The following is a 17,276-nucleotide window of genomic DNA, read 5'->3' as shown; positions in this document are numbered from 1 at the left end:
CGGCCCGTCCGGTCCCGCTGCCTCTTCCGGCACCCCCGGTGCTTCCGGTACGCACGCCCCCACTCCCGGCGCGCGTACCGTCGCCGCCCGCGCGTACGCCATCACCCCCGGCGGTCGCGCGGGCCTCCGAGGTGCCGGCGCTCCCGTGGCGCCGGTCGTCCTCCTCCGGACGCCCGCCACCATCCGTGCGGCGTACATCGCCGTCGCCCGGCCCCGCGCGGCGGTCACCGCTGCCGAAGCACGTCCTCAACCCACCGCATTAGGAGAACGACATCATGACTGTCCACCCCACCGAAGCACACCGGGACCGGGGGGTCACGCGATGAGGGTGCTGCTCATCGGTGCCAACGGGTACCTCGGCCGTTACGTCGCCGACCGGCTGCTCGCCGACCCGGCCGTCCAGCTCACCGCCCTCGGGCGCGGCGACGACGCGGACGTCCGCTTCGACCTGGCCTCCGGCAGTCCGGGCGCCCTGACCCGCTTCCTGGACGCCGTCCACCCCGGTGTCGTGGTCAACTGCGCGGGCACCACCCGCGGCGGCGCCCGGGACCTGACCCGGCACAACACCGTCGCGGTCGCCACCGTCTGCGAGTCGCTGCGGCGCAGCAGTTGCGGTGCCCGGCTGGTGCACCTGGGCTGCGCGTCCGAGTACGGGCCCTCGCAGCCCGGCTCCTCGACCGCCGAGGACGCCGTACCGCGGCCGGGCGGCCCGTACGGCGTCAGCAAGCTGGCCGCCACCGAACTCGTCCTCGGCTCCGGCCTGGACGCCGTCGTGCTGCGGGTCTTCTCCCCGGTCGGCCCGGGGACCCCGGCCGGGTCGCCGCTCGGCCGGCTCGCCGAGGCGATGCGGCGCGCGATGCAGTCGGGGGACACCGAGTTGAAGCTGGGCGGCCTGGGCGTGCAGCGCGACTTCGTGGACGTACGGGACGTGGCGCGGGCGGTGCACGCCGCCTCGCTCTCCGCCGCCCAGGGTGTGGTCAACATCGGTACCGGGCACGCCGTACGGCTGCGCGAGGCCGCCGCGCTGCTCGCGCGGGTCGCCGGGTTCGGCGGCTCGCTCCACGAACTGGACACCCCGCCCGGCTACGCAGGCGGCGGCCCCGCCGCCGCGCGGCTCGCCATCCCGGGGCCGGCCTCTGAACACGGGGCGGTTCCCCCCGCGTACCCCTATCCGGACGGGTGCGGGAGCTGGCAGCAGGCGGATGTGCGCACCGCCCGCGACCGCCTGGGGTGGCGGCCGCGGATCGGGCTGGAGGAGTCCCTCGCCGACATCTGGATGGAGGCCGCATGTCGTATCTGACGACGTCCCTGGGCGCCGGCACCGCCGTGACCGGTGCCGCACCGCTCGGCGTCGGCATTCCGGGGTTCGCCCACCCGCTGCTGGCGCCCGCCGAGTGGGCCGAGCTGCTGCGCCTGGCCCGGGGGTTGGCCTGCACCGGAGCCGCACGCCGGGCGCCGGGGCCACGGGGCGGCGCGGCGGCGCTGCACTGGGTGGTGCTCAACGTGGCGCGCGGCCCCGGGGTGCGCCCCGACCCGTACTGCCTGCCGGCCGCCGCCCAACTGCGTGACGCGGGGGCCCGGCTGCTGGGCCACCTCGACCTGGGGCACGGCGCCCGCCCGTTCGGCCAACTGGTCTCCGACGCGCACCGGTTCCTGGAGTGGTACAAGGTCGACGGTTTCTATCTGGACCGCTGTCCCACGGACCGGACACTGCTCCCCGAGACCCGGCGGCTGACCACCACCCTGCGGGCCCTCCAGGAGCGTGCGCACCTCGTCACCGGGCACGGCCGCCACCCGTACCCCGGCTACGCGGAGGTCGCCGACCAGCTCGTCACCTTCGCCGGCCGCTGGTCCGACTACCGCTGGTCCCAAGTGGCGGAGTGGACCGCCGAGTACCCGGCGCGGCGCTTCTGCCACCTCGTGCACGGTGTCCCCGGCACCCACCTGGAAGAAGCCCTGCGGATCGCCCGCTGGCAGGGCGCCGGGACCGTCTACTTCACCGACCGCGCCGACCACGGAGGGAGCGCCTGGGAGTCGCTGCCCGGCTACTGGGACACATTCGTCTCGCGTATCGGACCGGGTGTCTCGGAATGAAGAAGGGCGTGGCAGTGTTACGGGAAGACCACCGTCCCTTGCTCCGGGTGCGCCCGGAGCGGGGGGTCGCCCATCGAGATACCGACAAACGGAGTCCCCGTGTCGCTGCCACCCCTGGTCGAGCCCGCCTCGGAGCTCACCGTCGACGAGGTCCGCAGGTACTCCCGCCACCTGATCATCCCGGATGTCGGGATGGACGGGCAGAAGCGGCTGAAGAACGCCAAGGTGCTGTGCGTCGGCGCCGGCGGCCTGGGCTCGCCCGCGCTGATGTACCTCGCCGCGGCGGGCGTCGGCACCCTCGGCATCGTGGAGTTCGACGAGGTCGACGAGTCCAATCTCCAGCGCCAGATCATCCACAGCCAGGCGGACATCGGCCGCTCCAAGGCCGCGTCCGCCAAGGACACGGTGCTGGGCATCAACCCGTACGTCACGGTCAACCTGCACGAAGAGCGCCTCGACTCCAGCAACGTCATGGAGCTGTTCGCCCAGTACGACCTGATCGTCGACGGCACCGACAACTTCGCCACCCGCTACCTGGTCAACGACGCCTGCGTCCTGCTGAACAAGCCGTACGTCTGGGGCTCGATCTACCGTTTCGACGGCCAGGCGTCGGTCTTCTGGAGCGAGCACGGCCCCTGCTACCGCTGCCTGTACCCGGAGCCCCCGCCCCCCGGCATGGTCCCCTCCTGCGCCGAGGGCGGCGTGCTGGGCGTGCTGTGCGCGTCCATCGGCTCCATCCAGGTCAACGAGGCCATCAAGCTGCTGGCCGGCATCGGTGACCCGCTGGTCGGCCGCCTGATGATCTACGACGCGCTGGAGATGACGTACCGCCAGGTCAAGGTGCGCAAGGACCCCGACTGCGCGGTCTGCGGCGAGAACCCGACCGTCACCGAGCTCATCGACTACGAGGCGTTCTGCGGTGTCGTGTCCGAGGAGGCCCAGGAGGCGGCGGCCGGTTCCACGATCACTCCGGCGCAGCTCAAGGAGTGGATCGACACGGACGAGAAGATCGAGATCATCGACGTCCGGGAGCCGAACGAGTACGAGATCGTCTCGATCCCCGGCGCCAAGCTGATCCCGAAGAACGAGTTCCTGATGGGCAGCGCCCTCCAGGACCTTCCGCAGGACAAGAAGATCGTCCTGCACTGCAAGACGGGCGTCCGCTCCGCCGAGGTCCTCGCCGTCCTGAAGTCCGCGGGCTTCGCGGACGCGGTGCACGTCGGCGGCGGCGTCATCGGCTGGGTCAACACGGTCGAGCCGGAGAAGCCGGTCTACTGAGCGGCGGCCGGCCACCCACGGCGGAGGGCCCGCACCCCGAGGGGTGCGGGCCCTCCGCCGTGCCGGGCGCTCAGATCTGGCCCTTACGGGTCAGCTGCGTGAACGAGATCCAGCCCGGCAGTACCGGCAGCCAGAACGTCATGAGCCGGAACAGCAGCACCGCGGGGAACGCGATGTCCGCGGTGAGCCCGGCCAGCGTCAGCGTGGTGGTCAGCGCGGTCTCGATGGCCGCCACACCGCCGGGGGTGGGCGCCGCCGAGCCCACCGCGTTGCCCGCGAGGAACACCACCGCGATGGCCGCGTAGCTGAGCTGCCCGCCCCCGCCGAACGCGCGGATCGAGGCGTCCAGGCACAGCACGTTCGCCGCCGTGAGCAGCAGCGTGCCGCTGATGCCGATCGCCAGCTTCTTCGGACGCTGGAGCACGTCCAGCATGCGCGGCACCACCCCCGCGAACAGCGACCGTACGCGGGTGGCGATGAACTTGCGCAGCGCCGGGACCGCGGTGACCACCAGCACCAGCACGGCCGCCGTCAGCAGGCCCGCGATCACCGCGCGGGACGGGGACAGCGACGGGGTGCGCTCGGTGCCGGTCAGATAGCCGAAGGTCAGCAGCAGCACGATGTGGCAGCCCAGGCCGAAGAGCTGGGACGCGCCCACACTCGCCACCGCCAGGCCGGGCCGGATGCCGGACCGCTGGAGGAAGCGGGTGTTCAGCGCCACCCCGCCGACCGCGGCCGGCGCGACCAGCTTGACGAAGTTGCCCGCCACCTGCGCGATCACCGTCCGCAGGAAGGACACCTTCTCCGGTACGAAGCCGAGCAGGCTCATCGCCGCCGCCGGGTAGGTCAGCGCCGAGAAGGCCATCGCCGCCGCCACCCACAGCCACTGCGCCTCGCCGACCTGGCCGAAGTTGGCGTGGGTGATCTGCGACAGCAGGAAGTACGCGGCGAAGACACCGGCGATCCAGCTGACGAGGGTGCGGGGCCTGATCCGCTCCAGGCGGGCCGGCTCGACCGGCGCGGTCGGCCGGATCAGCAGCACCTGCTGGCGGATCTGCGAGAGCAGGTCCTCCTCGCGGGCCTCCTCCAGCGCCTCGTCGACCGCCCGCTTCTCGGCGTTCTTCTCGGCGCGCGCCACCTTGCGGTTGGCCGGCTGTTCCTGTGTGTGCGCGCCGCCCCGCCCGGCCGCCTCGGCAGCCTTGCGCTCCTTGGCGGCGCGCGACGCCTCCAGGACCGCCTCCCGCTCCCGCGCGGAACGCTCGCGGCCCAACTGGCGCAGGGTGGCCCGGGTGGTGCGGCTCAGCGCGATCGGCTGGAGCAGCGGCAGACTGTCGGCGACCGTGTCCGGGCCGAGGACGTCGACGGCCGCGGCCACCGCCCGCTCGGCGCCGGCCCGCAGCGCGAAGGTGGTCAGCAACTGCGCGATGTCCATCCGCAGGACCAGGTCGCCCGCCGCGATCTCACCGCCGCGCAGATCGGTCAGGAAGATCCTGCCGGAACGATCCACCAGAAGGGCGTCACCCACCAGGCGCCGGTGGGCGATGCGCCGCGACTGGAGCGCCGCCACCTGCCGCCAGGCGTTGCCCATCAGATCGTCGGTGATCTCCTCGTCCGGCAGCGAGTCCAGCGGCCGGCCGTCGATGTGCTCGTACACCAGCATCACGGCGTCCGGGCCCAGCTCGGAGGTGGCGATCAGCTTGGGCGCGTTGGCGCCGGCCGCGATGGCCGCGTACGCCAGCAGCGCCTCCTGCTCCAGCGCCTGGCGCAGCGACTGGAGGCTGCGGCGCTGGTTGATGCCGCGCAGTGACAGCCGGCGCCACACCCGGTAGAAGAAGCCCTGGGCCTGCCGTTCACGGTCCACGACGGTGACGTCGATCGGCGGGCCGTCCTCCAGGGTGACGATGTAGCGGCGGCCGCGGTCGGCGTGCTCCGGGTGCTCGGCGGTGCCGATGTCCTCGGCGCGCACCGCCCGGACGGGGTGGAAGCCGACCCGGCGCAGGCCCGCGAGGAGGTTCTGGCCGGTGGGGCGGACATTGGGCGAGCCGACCGCGTACAGCGTCCCGAAGGCCACCGTCCAGCCGATGAGGATGGTGGTGACGATGGCGAACGGCGTCGTGTACCGGCCCACGAGCACGGCGAACGCGTCGAGCAGCAGCACGCACCACATCGCCACCCGCCAGCGCGGGCGCCGCGACATCCCCACCGCGGTCATGTACGCGATGACCGGCGCGAGATAGCTGTGCACCGGCGGGGTCAGCCCGCCGTTGGCCAGCGGCTGGGTCAGCGCGACCTGGATGGACTCCGGGGCGGCCTCGGCGACCCACAGGTCGGTGGCGAGCGAGACACCGTGCGCGAGGACCGCGGCCAGCACCCCGTCCGCGATCCGCAGCCCGTCCCGTTTGATCAGCCGTTCGATGGCGAAGGCCACCGGGACGATCAGTACGGCCACGCTGGACGCCAGCCCGGCGAAGTTGATCAGCAGGCGGGGTGCCAGGCCGGCGCCCTCGCCGATGTCGCGCTGGAGACCCTGGGTCGTGCCGTGCGCGAACGTCGCCAGCAGCAGCACCAGCGCGATGCCGACGATGCCGAGCAGCAGGCGCATCAGGTCGGACGGGCGGTGCACCCGGGCGGGCAGCAGCGGCTCGTCCCCGGAGACCTGGTCGACGTGGAACTCGCTGCCTACGTGGTCGGGCAGCGGGGCCGGGCGGTCGAGCCTGTCGGTTTTGCTGCTTTTGTCGCCCTTGCTGCTGCTGGTGGCTTTCTCGGTGCTGTCGACTTTGCCAACTTTGTCGGGGGTGGCGGGGTCGGGGGTGGCGCCGGCCTCGGCGGTCGCCCCGGTCCCGGTGGTCGCTTCGCCCTCGGCGGTCGCTCCCGTCCCGGCAGCCCGGCCCGTGTCGCCCGGCCGGTCCGGGCCGGCCGTCCCGCCGGCGGTGCGTTCCTCTTCTGCCGTGCCCTCCGCTCCGGTGGAAGCGGTCGCCGTGTCGGCCCGGCAGGGCCGGTCCGGCCCCGCCGGCCCGGCCGGCCCTTCCGGTTCCTCCGGACTCGCGGGCTCGTCGGCTCTTCCGGCCTTCTCGATCGTGCTCGCCTTTTCGGTCTCGGAAGCCTGTGACGGCTTCCCCCGTGGTTTTCCGTCCCCCCGGGCGGGGGTGGCGGAGGACAGCGCCTCAGGGGTGCCGGCCTCCCGTGGAGGCACCGCACCCTGCTGTTCGGCCGTCTCTTTTTGATCTCGTATCACCAGTCACCGCCCGGAAGATGGTGGCATGGCCGGGAGGAGGCGGGGGGCATCAGGGTGCATTTCGAAGGGCCGGGAAACGGAACATACGCCGCCGCGACCGCCCGCGCACGCCGTCGGCGGGCCGCCGCGCGGACGGGGCGGGACTGTCGGTGGTGTGGTGCAGGATGGGCCGAATGAGTGGGACGGCGGAAGACATTCCCGAGTACGGCACCGGGGAGATCCCCGAGTACGCGGAACGGGTCCTCGGCGTCGCCGAGCTGATCCCGCCCGGGCGGGTGATGACGTACGGCGACGTCGCCGAGTGGCTCGCGGGGGAGGAGCCGCCGGGCGAGCCGGGGCAGGGGCCGCCCTCCGGCGGAGGGCCCGCGGGGGCCGGTGCCGGGCGGCGCGTGGGCGGGCCGCGCCAGGTGGGCCGGGTGATGGCGCTGTACGGGGGCGCCGTGCCGTGGTGGCGCGTCGTGCGCGCGGACGGGCAGCTGCTGCCGGGCAGCGAGCTGCGCGCGTTGGCGCACTACCGGGAGGAGGGCACCCCGCTGCGCGAGGCGTCCAGGTCCGCCGAGGGGCATGTACCGCGCCTCGACATGCGACGGGCCCGGTGGGACGGGCGCGATACGGGGGTGGAGGGCTGAGGGGGCGGTGATGTCGGCGGGGCTGTTGAGATCCGTGGGAGTGGAGCGGGTGCGTCCGTAGTACGTCCGTCCGGGGGATGCCGGGCCGAGGAGTACGGGTTCGTGACGAGCGGGGCCGAGGCGTACGGGTTCGTGACGAGCGGGTCCGGCGCGTGCTGACCCGGTCGGCATGGTCGGGCGCTCCAGAGGCGCGTGCTGCCCATGCGGCGCGTGCGGCTCCCGCAACGCGTGCGGCTCCCGCAAGGCGTGCGGCTCCCGCAGTGCGTGCGGCTCCCGCAGTGCGTGCGGCTCACGTGATGTGTGCGGTCCACCCGGCAGACCTGCCATGTTCGACCCGTGCGGCCCTCCCGGCCCGTTCAGCTCACGCACCCCGTACGCCGCATCCGTCACGGACGCCCCCGTCCGACGTACCGTCGTGGGACGGACTGCGGCTCGTGCGCCACCTGGCGTAGCGTCGGGCACGTTCCGTACCACCGCCCCGCCGCCCGGCGTCCGGCGCGGTGGCCGCACCGCCACGCCCCGCACCGCGGTGCACACCACGACCAGCACCTCCTCCCAGGACCGGCGATCCACGTGAGTTCCTCCTTCTCGGCCTCGGCCATGCCGTCCGCGCAGCCGCGCCGGCGGCCGGCGCGTCGGGATGCCACCGGCGCGTACCGACTGGTGCGTACCCGGCCGGGACCGGCGGACCCTCCTGCTTTGGACGCACGTCAGCGCGCTGTGGTTGACCACGGCGGCGGGCCGCTGCTGGTCCTCGCCGGTCCGGGTACGGGCAAGACCACGACGCTCGTGGAGGCGGTCGCCCGGCGCGTCCAGGAGGGCGCGGACCCCGAGCGGCTGCTCGTGCTGACCTTCAGCCGCAAGGCCGCCGTCGAACTGCGGGACCGGATCGCCGCGCGCCTGGGCAGCACCGCCGCCCCGCAGGCGACCACCTTCCACTCGTACTGCTACGCGCTCGTACGGGCCCATCAGGACGCCGACCTGTTCGCCGACCCGCTGCGGCTGCTGTCCGGGCCCGAGCAGGACCTCGTCGTGCGTGAGCTCCTCGAAGGGCAGGCCGGGCTGGCGGCCGCCGGACGGGCCCGGGTGCGCTGGCCGGACGAACTGCGCGCCTGCCTGACGACGCGCGGCTTCGCGGACGAGGTCCGCGCGGTGCTCGCGCGGAGCCGGGAGCTGGGGCTGGGCCCGGACGCGCTCGCCGACTTCGCGCGGCGTACGGGGCGGCCCGACTGGGGCGCGGCGGCCGGATTCCTCGCCGAGTACCTGGACGTGCTGGACGCCCAGGGCATGCTGGACTACGCCGAACTGGTGCACCGCGCGGTGCTGCTCGCGGAGCGCGACGAGGTCGCGGCGGAACTGGCGGCGCGTTACGACGCGGTGTTCGTCGACGAGTACCAGGACACGGACGCCTCGCAGGTGCGGCTGCTGCGCGCGCTGGCCGGCGGCGGCCGTACGCTCGTCGCCTTCGGTGACCCGGACCAGTCGATCTACGCCTTCCGCGGCGCCGACGTCAACGGCATCCTCGACTTCCCGGCGATGTTCCCCCGTACGGACGGCACCCCGGCGCCGGTCGAGGTGCTCGGCACCTCCCGCCGCTCGGGCGCGGCCCTGCTGGCGGCCACCCGGCGGCTTACCGCCCGTATGCCGCTGACCCGCCTCCCGGCCCGGGCGGTACGGGCACACCGCGACCTGGCGGCGGTACGGGACGGCGGCCGCGTCGAGGTCTACACGTACCCGACGCCGGGCGCCGAGCTGGACAACATCGCGGACATCCTGCGGCGCGCGCACCTGGAGGACGGCGTGCCGTGGCGCGACATGGCCGTCCTCGTACGCGCCGGCGCCCGTTCCCTCCCCGGCGTGCGCCGGGCCCTGACCACGGCCGGTGTGCCCCTGGAGATCGACGGCGACGAGCTGCCGCTGCGGCAGGAGCAGGCGGTGGCACCGCTGCTGACGGCCCTGCGGGTGGCGGCTTCGGCGGCTGCCGCGCCTGCGGCAGCGCAGGCGCACGTGCCTGATGCCGATGTGCCGGCCGACGGTGATGGGAACTCCGTTGCTGATGCCTCGGCCGAGGACGCCTCAGGCGTGGGCATCTCGTCCGAGGGCGCCTCGGACGATGCCGTCTCGGCCGCTGATGCCCCTGCCGATGGCGTCTCGGCCGTTGACGCCCCTGCCGTTGACGCCCCTGCCGATGATGTTTCCGTTGCTGATGCCCCCGTACCGGCAGACCGGGTTCCCGAGACGGCGCCCGGGCTCTCCGCCGAGACGGCCATAGACCTGCTGACTTCCCCCCTCGGCGGTCTCGACGCCGCCGACCTGCGCCGGCTCGGGCGGGCGCTGCGCGAGGAGGAACGGGCCGCCGGGCACGACGTACCGCGGCCCTCCGACGAACTGATCGCGCGGGCCCTCGCCGAACCGGAGCGCCTGGTCGCGCACGATCCGGCGTACGCGCGGGGCGCACGGCAGCTCGGCGAGCTGCTGCGCACCACCCGCGACCTGCTGGCCCACGGTGGCACCGCCGAAGAGGCCCTGTGGACCCTGTGGGACGGCACCCCCACCTGGTCCCAGCGGCTGGAGCGGACCGCCCGGCGCGGCGGCGCGGCGGCCCGTAACGCCGACCGCGACCTGGACGCCGTCGTGGCGCTGTTCGAGACCGCCGCCCGGGCGGAGGCCCGTACCGGCGGCCGGGGCGCCCTGAACTTCCTGGAGGAGCTGGACGCCCAGGACATCGCCGCCGACACCCTGACCCGCCGGACCGTCCGGCCGGACGCGGTGCGCCTGATGACCGCGCACCGTTCCAAGGGGCTGGAGTGGCGGCTCGTCGTGGTGGCCGGCGTACAGGAAGGGCTCTGGCCCGACCTGCGCCGGCGCGGTTCGCTCCTGGAGGCGGACCGGATCGGCCGCGACGGACTGGCCGAGCCGCTGCCCCCGGGCGCGCTGCTCACCGAGGAGCGCCGGCTGTTCTACGTGGCGGCGACCCGGGCCAGGGAGCGCCTGGTGGTCACCGCCGTCAAGGCCGCGTCCGACGACGGCGACCAGCCGTCCCGCTTCCTGACGGAGCTGGGCGTGGAGCCGCAGGACGTCACCGGGCGCCCCCGCCGTCCGCTGTCGGTCGCCGCGCTCGTCGCGGAGCTGCGGGCCACCACCGTCGACCCGGACGCCACTCCGGCGCTGCGGGAGGCCGCCGCGCGCCGGCTGGCGAAGCTGGCGGCGCTGCGCGACGACGACGGCCAGCCGCTGGTGCCGGCCGCCCACCCGGACCAGTGGTGGGGCCTGTACGAGCCGACGCACAGTGCCGTACCGCTGCGCGACCGCGACCGCCCCGTGACGCTCTCCGGCAGCGCGCTGGACCAGCTCGCCAACACCTGCGCGCTCCAGTGGTTCCTGGGACGCGAGGTGAAGGCGGACACGCCCGCGACCGCCGCCCAGGGCTTCGGCAACGTCGTCCACGTACTCGCCGACGAGGTCGCCTCCGGCCGTACCCCTGCCGACCTGTCCGTCCTGATGGAGCGCCTGGACTCCGTATGGGACGCGCTCGCCTTCGACGCGCCCTGGAAGTCGCGGCAGGAGAAGGACAACGCGCGCGCCGCACTGGAGCGCTTCCTGCGCTGGCACGTGATGGAGCGCGGCACGCTGGGCCGCGAGACCGTCGCGACCGAGCACGCCTTCGACGTCACCCTCGAAGCGGGCGAGTACGCCGTCCGCATCCGGGGCAGCATGGACCGCGTCGAGCGGGACGCGGAGGGCCGGGCGTACGTCGTCGACTTCAAGACCGGCAAGCAGAAGCCGACCGGGCCGGAGGTCGCCCGGCACCCGCAGCTCGCCGTGTACCAGTTGGCGGTGCGCACCGGAGCGGTGGACGCCGCCTTCGAGGGGCGGCGGCCCGAGCCGGGCGGCGCGGAACTCGTCCACCTGCGGCTGGGCGCGCCCCAGAAGGAGGGCGGGGACGCGCTCCCCGCCGTCCAGGCGCAAGGGCCCTTGGACGGGGACTGGGTGGGCGAGCTGCTCGCCACCGCCGCGGGCCGCGTCCTGGAGGAGCGCTTCACGCCCACCACGGGGCAGCACTGCACCCACTGCACGTTCCGCAGCGCCTGCTCGGCCCTGCCGGAGGGGCAGCACGTGGTGGACTGACGGGGACGGCGGGGCGGTCCCCCCCGCTGCGGGTGTGACGGCCACCGCGGTGAACGGCGGCCTTCGCCGCCTTCGCCGGCCCGCTCAGCAGGCGTTTGCCGCGATTGTCAGTGGGGGCGGATACGGTCTCGGATGTGTCAGCTCGCATCACCGACCCCGAGCAGCTCAAGGAGCTCCTCGGCATCCCGTTCACCCCGGAGCAGACGGCCTGCATCACCGCACCGCCCGCCCCGCAGGTCGTCGTGGCCGGCGCCGGTTCCGGCAAGACCACGGTCATGGCCGCGCGCGTGGTGTGGCTGGTCGGCACGGGCCAGGTGGCTCCCGAGCAGGTGCTCGGGCTGACGTTCACGAACAAGGCGGCGGGCGAGCTGGCGGAGCGCGTCCGCAAGGCTCTGGCGGCGGCCGGGGTGACGGAGCCGGCCGATCCGTTCGGCGCGGCCGGTCCGGGCTCCGATGGCCCGGGGCGGGGCGTCCCGGGCGCCGGGGACGGCGTCCCCGGTGAACCCCGGATCTCCACGTACCACTCCTTCGCCGGTCAGCTCCTCAAGGACCACGGCCTGCGCATCGGCCTGGAGCCCAGCGCCCGCCTCCTCGCCGACGCCACCCGCTTCCAGCTCGCCGCCCGGGTGCTGCGCACCGCCCCCGGCCCGTATCCCGCCCTGACGAAGTCGCTGCCCGCCCTCGTGGAGGACCTGCTCGCGCTCGACGGCGAGCTGGCCGAGCACCTGGTGGAGCCGGACCGGCTGCGGACGTACGACACCGAGCTGCTCGCCGCCCTCGACCAGGTGAAACTGACCAACGCCGACCTGCGCAAGGTGCCCGAGACGGTCCGCGGCCGCCTGGAGCTGCTGGAGCTGGTCAGGACGTACCGCGCCGAGAAGCGGCGGCGCGAGCTGCTCGACTTCGGCGACCAGATCGCCCTGTCGGCGACCCTCGCGACCACCCGCCCCGAGGTGGGCGCGCTGCTCCGGGAGGAGTTCAAGGTCGTCCTCCTGGACGAGTACCAGGACACCTCCGTGGCGCAGCGGATCATGCTCTCCGGCCTGTTCGGCGGCGGTACGGGCCATGCGGTGACCGCCGTCGGCGACCCCTGCCAGGCCATCTACGGATGGCGCGGCGCCTCCGTCGCCAACCTGGACGACTTCCCCGACCACTTCCCCTTCGAGGACGGCAGCCCGGCCGGCCGCTCCGCCCTCAGCCAGAACCGCCGCAGCGGCGGCCGCCTGCTCGACCTGGCCAACGGGCTCGCCGCGCCGCTCCGCGCCATGCACGCGGGCGTCGAGGCGCTGCGTCCGGCGCCGGGCGCGGAGCGCGACGGCGTGGTGCGCTGCGCGCTGCTGCCCACCCACGCGGAGGAGATGACCTGGCTCGCCGGGAACATCGCCCACCTGGTGCGCACGGGCACCCCGCCCGGCGAGATCGCGGTGCTGTGCCGGACCGCCGGCGACTTCGCCCGAATCCAGGGCGAGCTGGTCGCGCGGGAGATCCCGGTCGAGGTCGTCGGCCTGTCCGGGCTGCTGCACCTGCCCGAGATCGCCGACCTGGTGGCGGTGTGCGAGGTCGTCCAGGACCCCACGGCCAACGCCGCCCTGGTACGGCTGCTGATCGGCCCGCGCTGGCAGATCGGCCCCCGTGACCTGGCTCTCCTGGGCCGCCGGGCACGGCTCCTGGTCCACCGCGACGGCCAGTCCGGGGACCCCGAACGGCGGCTGGCCGAGGCCGTGGAGGGCGTCGACCCCGCCGAGACCATCTCGCTCGCCGACGCGCTCGACACCTTCCTGGAGTCGGACGGCCGCCCCGACGACGGCCTGCCGTTCTCCCCGGAGGCGCGCGTCCGCTTCGCCTACGTGGCACGCGAACTGCGCGAGCTGCGACGTTCCGCGGGCGATCCCCTGATGGACGTACTGCACCGGGTGCTGTCCGTCACCGGCCTGGAAGTCGAGCTGTCCGCGTCCCCGCGCGCGCTGGCGGCCCGCCGCCGGGAAACCCTGGGGACCTTCCTGGACATCGCCGCCGGTTTCGCCGCCAAGCAGGGCGGCGCGGCCCTGGACGGCGACGCGACGCTCCTCGCCTTCCTGGGCTTCCTGCGCACGGCCGTCCAGCACGAGAAGGGCCTGGACAGCTCTCTCCCGGGCGGGGACAACACGGTCAAGGTGCTGACCGCCCACAAGTCCAAGGGCCTGGAGTGGGACGTGGTCGCCGTCCCCGGCCTGGTCGGCAAGCAGTTCCCCAGCGAGCAGGCCCGTGACTCCTGGCTCACCCGGCCCAAGGTGCTGCCGCACGCCCTGCGCGGCGACGCCGCGACACTGCCGGACGTGGCCGACTGGAGCAGCCGTGGCCTGAAGTCCTTCAAGGAGGAGATGAAGGACCACCAGTCCGTCGAGGAACTGCGCCTCGGCTACGTCACCTTCACCCGCCCGCGTTCCCTGCTGCTCGGCTCCGGCCACTGGTGGGGCCCCGACCAGAAGCGGCCCCGCGGCCCGTCCGCCTTCCTGGAGGCGTTGCGCGCCCACTGCGAGGCCGGTCACGGCGAGATCGAGGAGTGGGCCGACGCGCCCGAGGAGGGCGCGGAGAACCCGTCGCTGAAGGAGGCGGAGACCGAACGGGAATGGCCGCTGCCGCTGGACGCGGTGGCGAAGGAACGCCGGCGAGCGGCCGCCGCGACGGTCCTGGCGTACCTGGACGGGATGCCGGGAGGCGGCACCGGCACCGGTACAGGCGCAGGCGTGGACGCCGGCACCGGCGCGGGCACGAGCGCCGGTGCCGCACTGCCGCACGCCGCCGCGGCCGGCGGTCCGGAGGCCGCGGCCACCCACGACGCCCCGCATCCCGCGGCGGGGGGCGCCGCGTCCGTACCCGGCCGGTACGAGGACGATCCGTACGCGGACGTTCCGTATGAGAACGATCCTTACGAGGGTGACCCTCGCGAGGGCGCCTCTTACGAAGACGCGTACGCAGCCGGCGACGCCGAAGGGCCCGGCTTCGGCCCCGGTCCCGAGCACGACCTCGCCGACTGGGACGCCTGGAGCGCCGAGCGGCCCGCGCACCCGGAGGACGACGACCGGCCGGACGGCACCGGCACCGGTTCCCGCACCTCGGACGGTGCCGTACGCCCCTCGGACGGTGCCGCACGCGCCGATGACCGGCGGCCTCACGTACCGGCCCAGGCCCGCGCCCCCCGAACCGCTCCGGACCCCGCCCTCCTCCCCGAGGAGCGCCGGACCGTCGCCTCCTGGGACCGCGACCTCGACGCGCTCGCCGACGAGCTGCGGCGGTCCCGTGCGACCGTGCGCGACGTGCCCCTGCCGTCCTCGCTCAGCGCCTCGCAGTTGCTGTGGCTCGCGTCCGACCCGGACGGCTTCACCCGGGAGCTGGCGCGCCCCATGCCGCACCCGCCCCGGCCCGCCGCCCGCCGCGGTACGCGCTTCCACGCCTGGGTGGAATCGCGCTTCGAGGAACTGACACTGCCGCTGCTCGGCCCCGACGAGCTGCCGGGCGGCGCGTACGGCCACGAAGCCCGCGCACGGGAAGCGGCCGGAGAAGCGGACCCGATCAGGGACGAGGACGACCTGGCGGCCCTCAAGGACGCCTTCGCCCGCACCCCGTACGCCCGGCGCACCCCGTACCGCATCGAGGTTCCGGTGCAGGTCACCCTCGCGGGCCGGGTGATCCGCGGCCGTATCGACGCCGTCTACCGCAGCCGCGGCCCCCAGGGGGACAGGTACGAGATCATCGACTGGAAGACCCACCACGCGCAGACCGCCGACCCCCTGCAGCTCGCCCTCTACCGGGTGGCCTGGGCCGAGCAGCACGGCCTGCCGCTGTCCGCGGTCGACGCCGCGTTCCTGTACGTACGCAGCGGCGAGACGGTCCGGCCGCCGCGGCTGCCCGACCGTGCCGGACTGGAACGCATCCTGCTCGGCGAACCCGCACGGACCATCGGCGAGGCAGCCGTGGAGACGGACGCGGAGAGAGACGTGGGGAGAGACGCGGAGACGGACACCGCGGGAGGAGAGCAGAGGTGACAAGATCGATGAGACCGGCGGCCGACCGCGCCCGCGAGCCGGATAGGCTCGGACACATGAGCACCACCTCGGACAGCGCCGTCCGCGCCTACATCAACGTCCACCGCGAAGAGTTCCTCGACGACCTGGCCGCCTGGCTGCGCATCCCCTCGGTGTCCGCCGACCCGGAGCGCGCCGCCGACGTGCGCCGCAGCGCCGAATGGCTGGCCGGCCGGCTCACCGCGACCGGCTTCCCCACCGCCGAGATCTGGGCGACGGACGGTGCTCCCGCCGTCTTCGCGGAGTGGCCCTCCGGGGACCCGTCGGCCCCCACCGTCCTCGTCTACGGCCACCACGACGTGCAGCCCGCCGCCCGTGAGGACGGCTGGCACACCGACCCCTTCGAGCCGCAGACCGTCGACGGCAAGCTGTACGCACGCGGCGCCGCCGACGACAAGGGCCAGGTGTTCTTCCACACCCTCGGCGTCCGCGCCCACCTCGCCGCGACCGGCCGCACCGCCCCGGCCGTCAACCTCAAGCTCCTCATCGAGGGCGAGGAGGAGTCCGGCTCCCCGAACTTCCCCGCCCTGATCACCAAGCATGCGGACCGTCTGGCCTGCGACGCCGTGATCGTCTCCGACACCGGCATGTGGTCCAAGGACACCCCGACCGTCTGCACGGGCATGCGCGGCCTCACCGACTGCCAGATCGACCTGTACGGCCCCGACCAGGACATCCACTCCGGCTCCTTCGGCGGCGCGGTGCCCAACCCCGCGACCGAGGCCGCCCGCCTGGCCGCCGCCCTCCACGACGAGGACCGCCGGGTCGCGGTCCCCGGCTTCTACGACGGCATCGTCGAGCTGACCGACCGTGAGCGCGAACTCTTCGCCGAGCTGCCCTTCGACGAGTCCGAGTGGCTGCGTACCGCCCACTCCCACGCCGCGCTCGGCGAGACCGGCCACAGCACCCTGGAGCGCATCTGGGCCCGCCCCACCGCCGAGGTCAACGGCATCGGCGGCGGCTACCAGGGCCCCGGCGGCAAGACCATCGTGCCGTCGGCGGCGCAACTGAAGCTGTCCTTCCGCCTGGTGGCGGGCCAGGACACGGCCGCCGTGCAGCAGGCCGTACGGGACTGGGTCGCCGCCCGGCTGCCCGACGGCATCCGCCACGAGATCACCTTCTGGGGCGCCACCCGCCCCTGCCTGACCCCGCTCGACCACCCCGCCCTGCAGTCCGTCGTACGGGCCATGGGCCGCGCCTTCGGCCAGAAGATCCGGTTCACCCGCGAGGGCGGCTCGGGCCCGGCCGCCGACCTCCAGGACGTCCTCGGCGTACCGGTCCTCTTCCTCGGCATATCCATCCCCTCGGACGGCTGGCACGCCCCGAACGAGAAGGTCGAGCTGGACCTGCTGATGAAGGGCGTCGAGACCGCCGCGCACCTGTGGGGCGACCTGGCGGAGAACTGGCGCGTCGCTTGATCCGTGACCACACCGCACCGACGCCCGTGGCCGTGACCGGGCCGACGGGCCGCTCCACGGTGACGCCCGGCGCCCACCCCTGGGCGGATGCCGCATCCGGCTCCCGTCCCGGGGGCGGCGCGGCCGTGTCCGTGACCGGGCGGGTGGGCGCGGTGGCCGGGCGTCCGGGGCAGAGGACCGGCCGACTCGTGAGCGGTACGGCCGCGCTCGTGACCGGGCCGGAGACCCCGACGTCCTGGGGCTCGGCACACGAGGCGGGCCGGTCCGTGTCGGAAGGCGGTTGGTTCGCGTGCGAGGCGGGCCGGTCCGTACGCGAGGTCGGCCGGTCCGTACGCGGGGACCGCCGGTCCGTACGCGGGCCGGCCGTGACCACGGCTGCGACCGTGCCCGTGCCCGTGACCGGCCCGGAACTCCGTGCCGCCGGGAGCCC

Annotated in this window: 8 protein-coding genes; 7 read left to right on the top strand and 1 reads right to left on the bottom strand. The window is 74.3% G+C overall.

What is annotated here, in order from left to right; all coding sequences use genetic code 11:
• Positions 1 to 322 precede the first annotated feature (322 nt).
• The 3 genes from AB0A97_RS09725 (at position 323) to moeZ (ending at position 3,372) form a co-directional block, all read left to right on the top strand.
• Positions 323 to 1,300, top strand: a complete 978-nt coding sequence (locus AB0A97_RS09725; protein ID WP_361146921.1) for an NAD-dependent epimerase/dehydratase family protein — start codon at positions 323 to 325, stop codon at positions 1,298 to 1,300.
• Positions 1,288 to 2,094 (top strand): spherulation-specific family 4 protein, encoded by an 807-nt coding sequence (locus AB0A97_RS09720; protein WP_361146918.1) that lies wholly within the window; start codon positions 1,288 to 1,290, stop codon positions 2,092 to 2,094. The genes AB0A97_RS09725 and AB0A97_RS09720 overlap by 13 nt, the downstream gene beginning before the upstream one ends.
• 99 nt (positions 2,095 to 2,193) lie before the next feature.
• Positions 2,194 to 3,372 (top strand): adenylyltransferase/sulfurtransferase MoeZ, encoded by a 1,179-nt coding sequence (moeZ, locus tag AB0A97_RS09715; RefSeq protein WP_361146915.1) that lies wholly within the window; start codon positions 2,194 to 2,196, stop codon positions 3,370 to 3,372.
• A 70-nt stretch (positions 3,373 to 3,442) separates the two neighbouring features.
• On the opposite strand, the gene AB0A97_RS09710 is transcribed toward moeZ, so the two are convergent.
• The gene (locus tag AB0A97_RS09710; protein WP_361147389.1) at positions 3,443 to 5,974 is read right to left on the bottom strand and encodes a lysylphosphatidylglycerol synthase transmembrane domain-containing protein; all 2,532 of its coding nucleotides are present in this window, start codon (positions 5,972 to 5,974) and stop codon (positions 3,443 to 3,445) included.
• A gap of 806 nt (positions 5,975 to 6,780) precedes the next feature.
• Here AB0A97_RS09710 and AB0A97_RS09705 point away from each other — a divergent pair.
• From AB0A97_RS09705 to AB0A97_RS09690, 4 genes are all read left to right on the top strand, one after another.
• Positions 6,781 to 7,236, top strand: a complete 456-nt coding sequence (locus AB0A97_RS09705; protein WP_361146912.1) for an MGMT family protein — start codon at positions 6,781 to 6,783, stop codon at positions 7,234 to 7,236.
• Between the two features lie 600 nt (positions 7,237 to 7,836).
• Entirely contained in the window at positions 7,837 to 11,364 is a 3,528-nt protein-coding gene (locus AB0A97_RS09700) for an ATP-dependent DNA helicase (protein WP_361147386.1), read from the top strand.
• A gap of 134 nt (positions 11,365 to 11,498) precedes the next feature.
• On the top strand, positions 11,499 to 15,389 hold the full coding sequence (locus AB0A97_RS09695) for a UvrD-helicase domain-containing protein (RefSeq protein WP_361146910.1): 3,891 nt from the start codon (positions 11,499 to 11,501) through the stop codon (positions 15,387 to 15,389).
• A 56-nt stretch (positions 15,390 to 15,445) separates the two neighbouring features.
• Entirely contained in the window at positions 15,446 to 16,846 is a 1,401-nt protein-coding gene (locus AB0A97_RS09690; protein ID WP_361146907.1) for a dipeptidase, read from the top strand.
• The last annotated feature ends 430 nt before the right edge of the window (positions 16,847 to 17,276 follow it).

The organism is Streptomyces sp. NPDC045470 (assembly GCF_040646595.1).
Taxonomy (GTDB): domain Bacteria; phylum Actinomycetota; class Actinomycetes; order Streptomycetales; family Streptomycetaceae; genus Streptomyces.
This window is presented reverse-complemented; position numbering and strand designations above follow the sequence as displayed.

What these genes read in the sequence shown, in the direction of transcription:
- AB0A97_RS09705 (WP_361146912.1), top strand. Translation starts at nt 6,781, where the DNA reads ATGAGTGGGACGGCGGAAGACATTCCCGAGTACGGCACCGGGGAGATC.
- AB0A97_RS09690 (WP_361146907.1), top strand. Translation starts at nt 15,446, where the DNA reads ATGAGCACCACCTCGGACAGCGCCGTCCGCGCCTACATCAACGTCCAC.
- AB0A97_RS09720 (WP_361146918.1), top strand. Translation starts at nt 1,288, where the DNA reads ATGTCGTATCTGACGACGTCCCTGGGCGCCGGCACCGCCGTGACCGGT.
- AB0A97_RS09725 (WP_361146921.1), top strand. Translation starts at nt 323, where the DNA reads ATGAGGGTGCTGCTCATCGGTGCCAACGGGTACCTCGGCCGTTACGTC.
- AB0A97_RS09700 (WP_361147386.1), top strand. Translation starts at nt 7,837, where the DNA reads ATGCCGTCCGCGCAGCCGCGCCGGCGGCCGGCGCGTCGGGATGCCACC.
- AB0A97_RS09710 (WP_361147389.1), bottom strand. Translation starts at nt 5,974, where the DNA reads ATGCGCCTGCTGCTCGGCATCGTCGGCATCGCGCTGGTGCTGCTGCTG.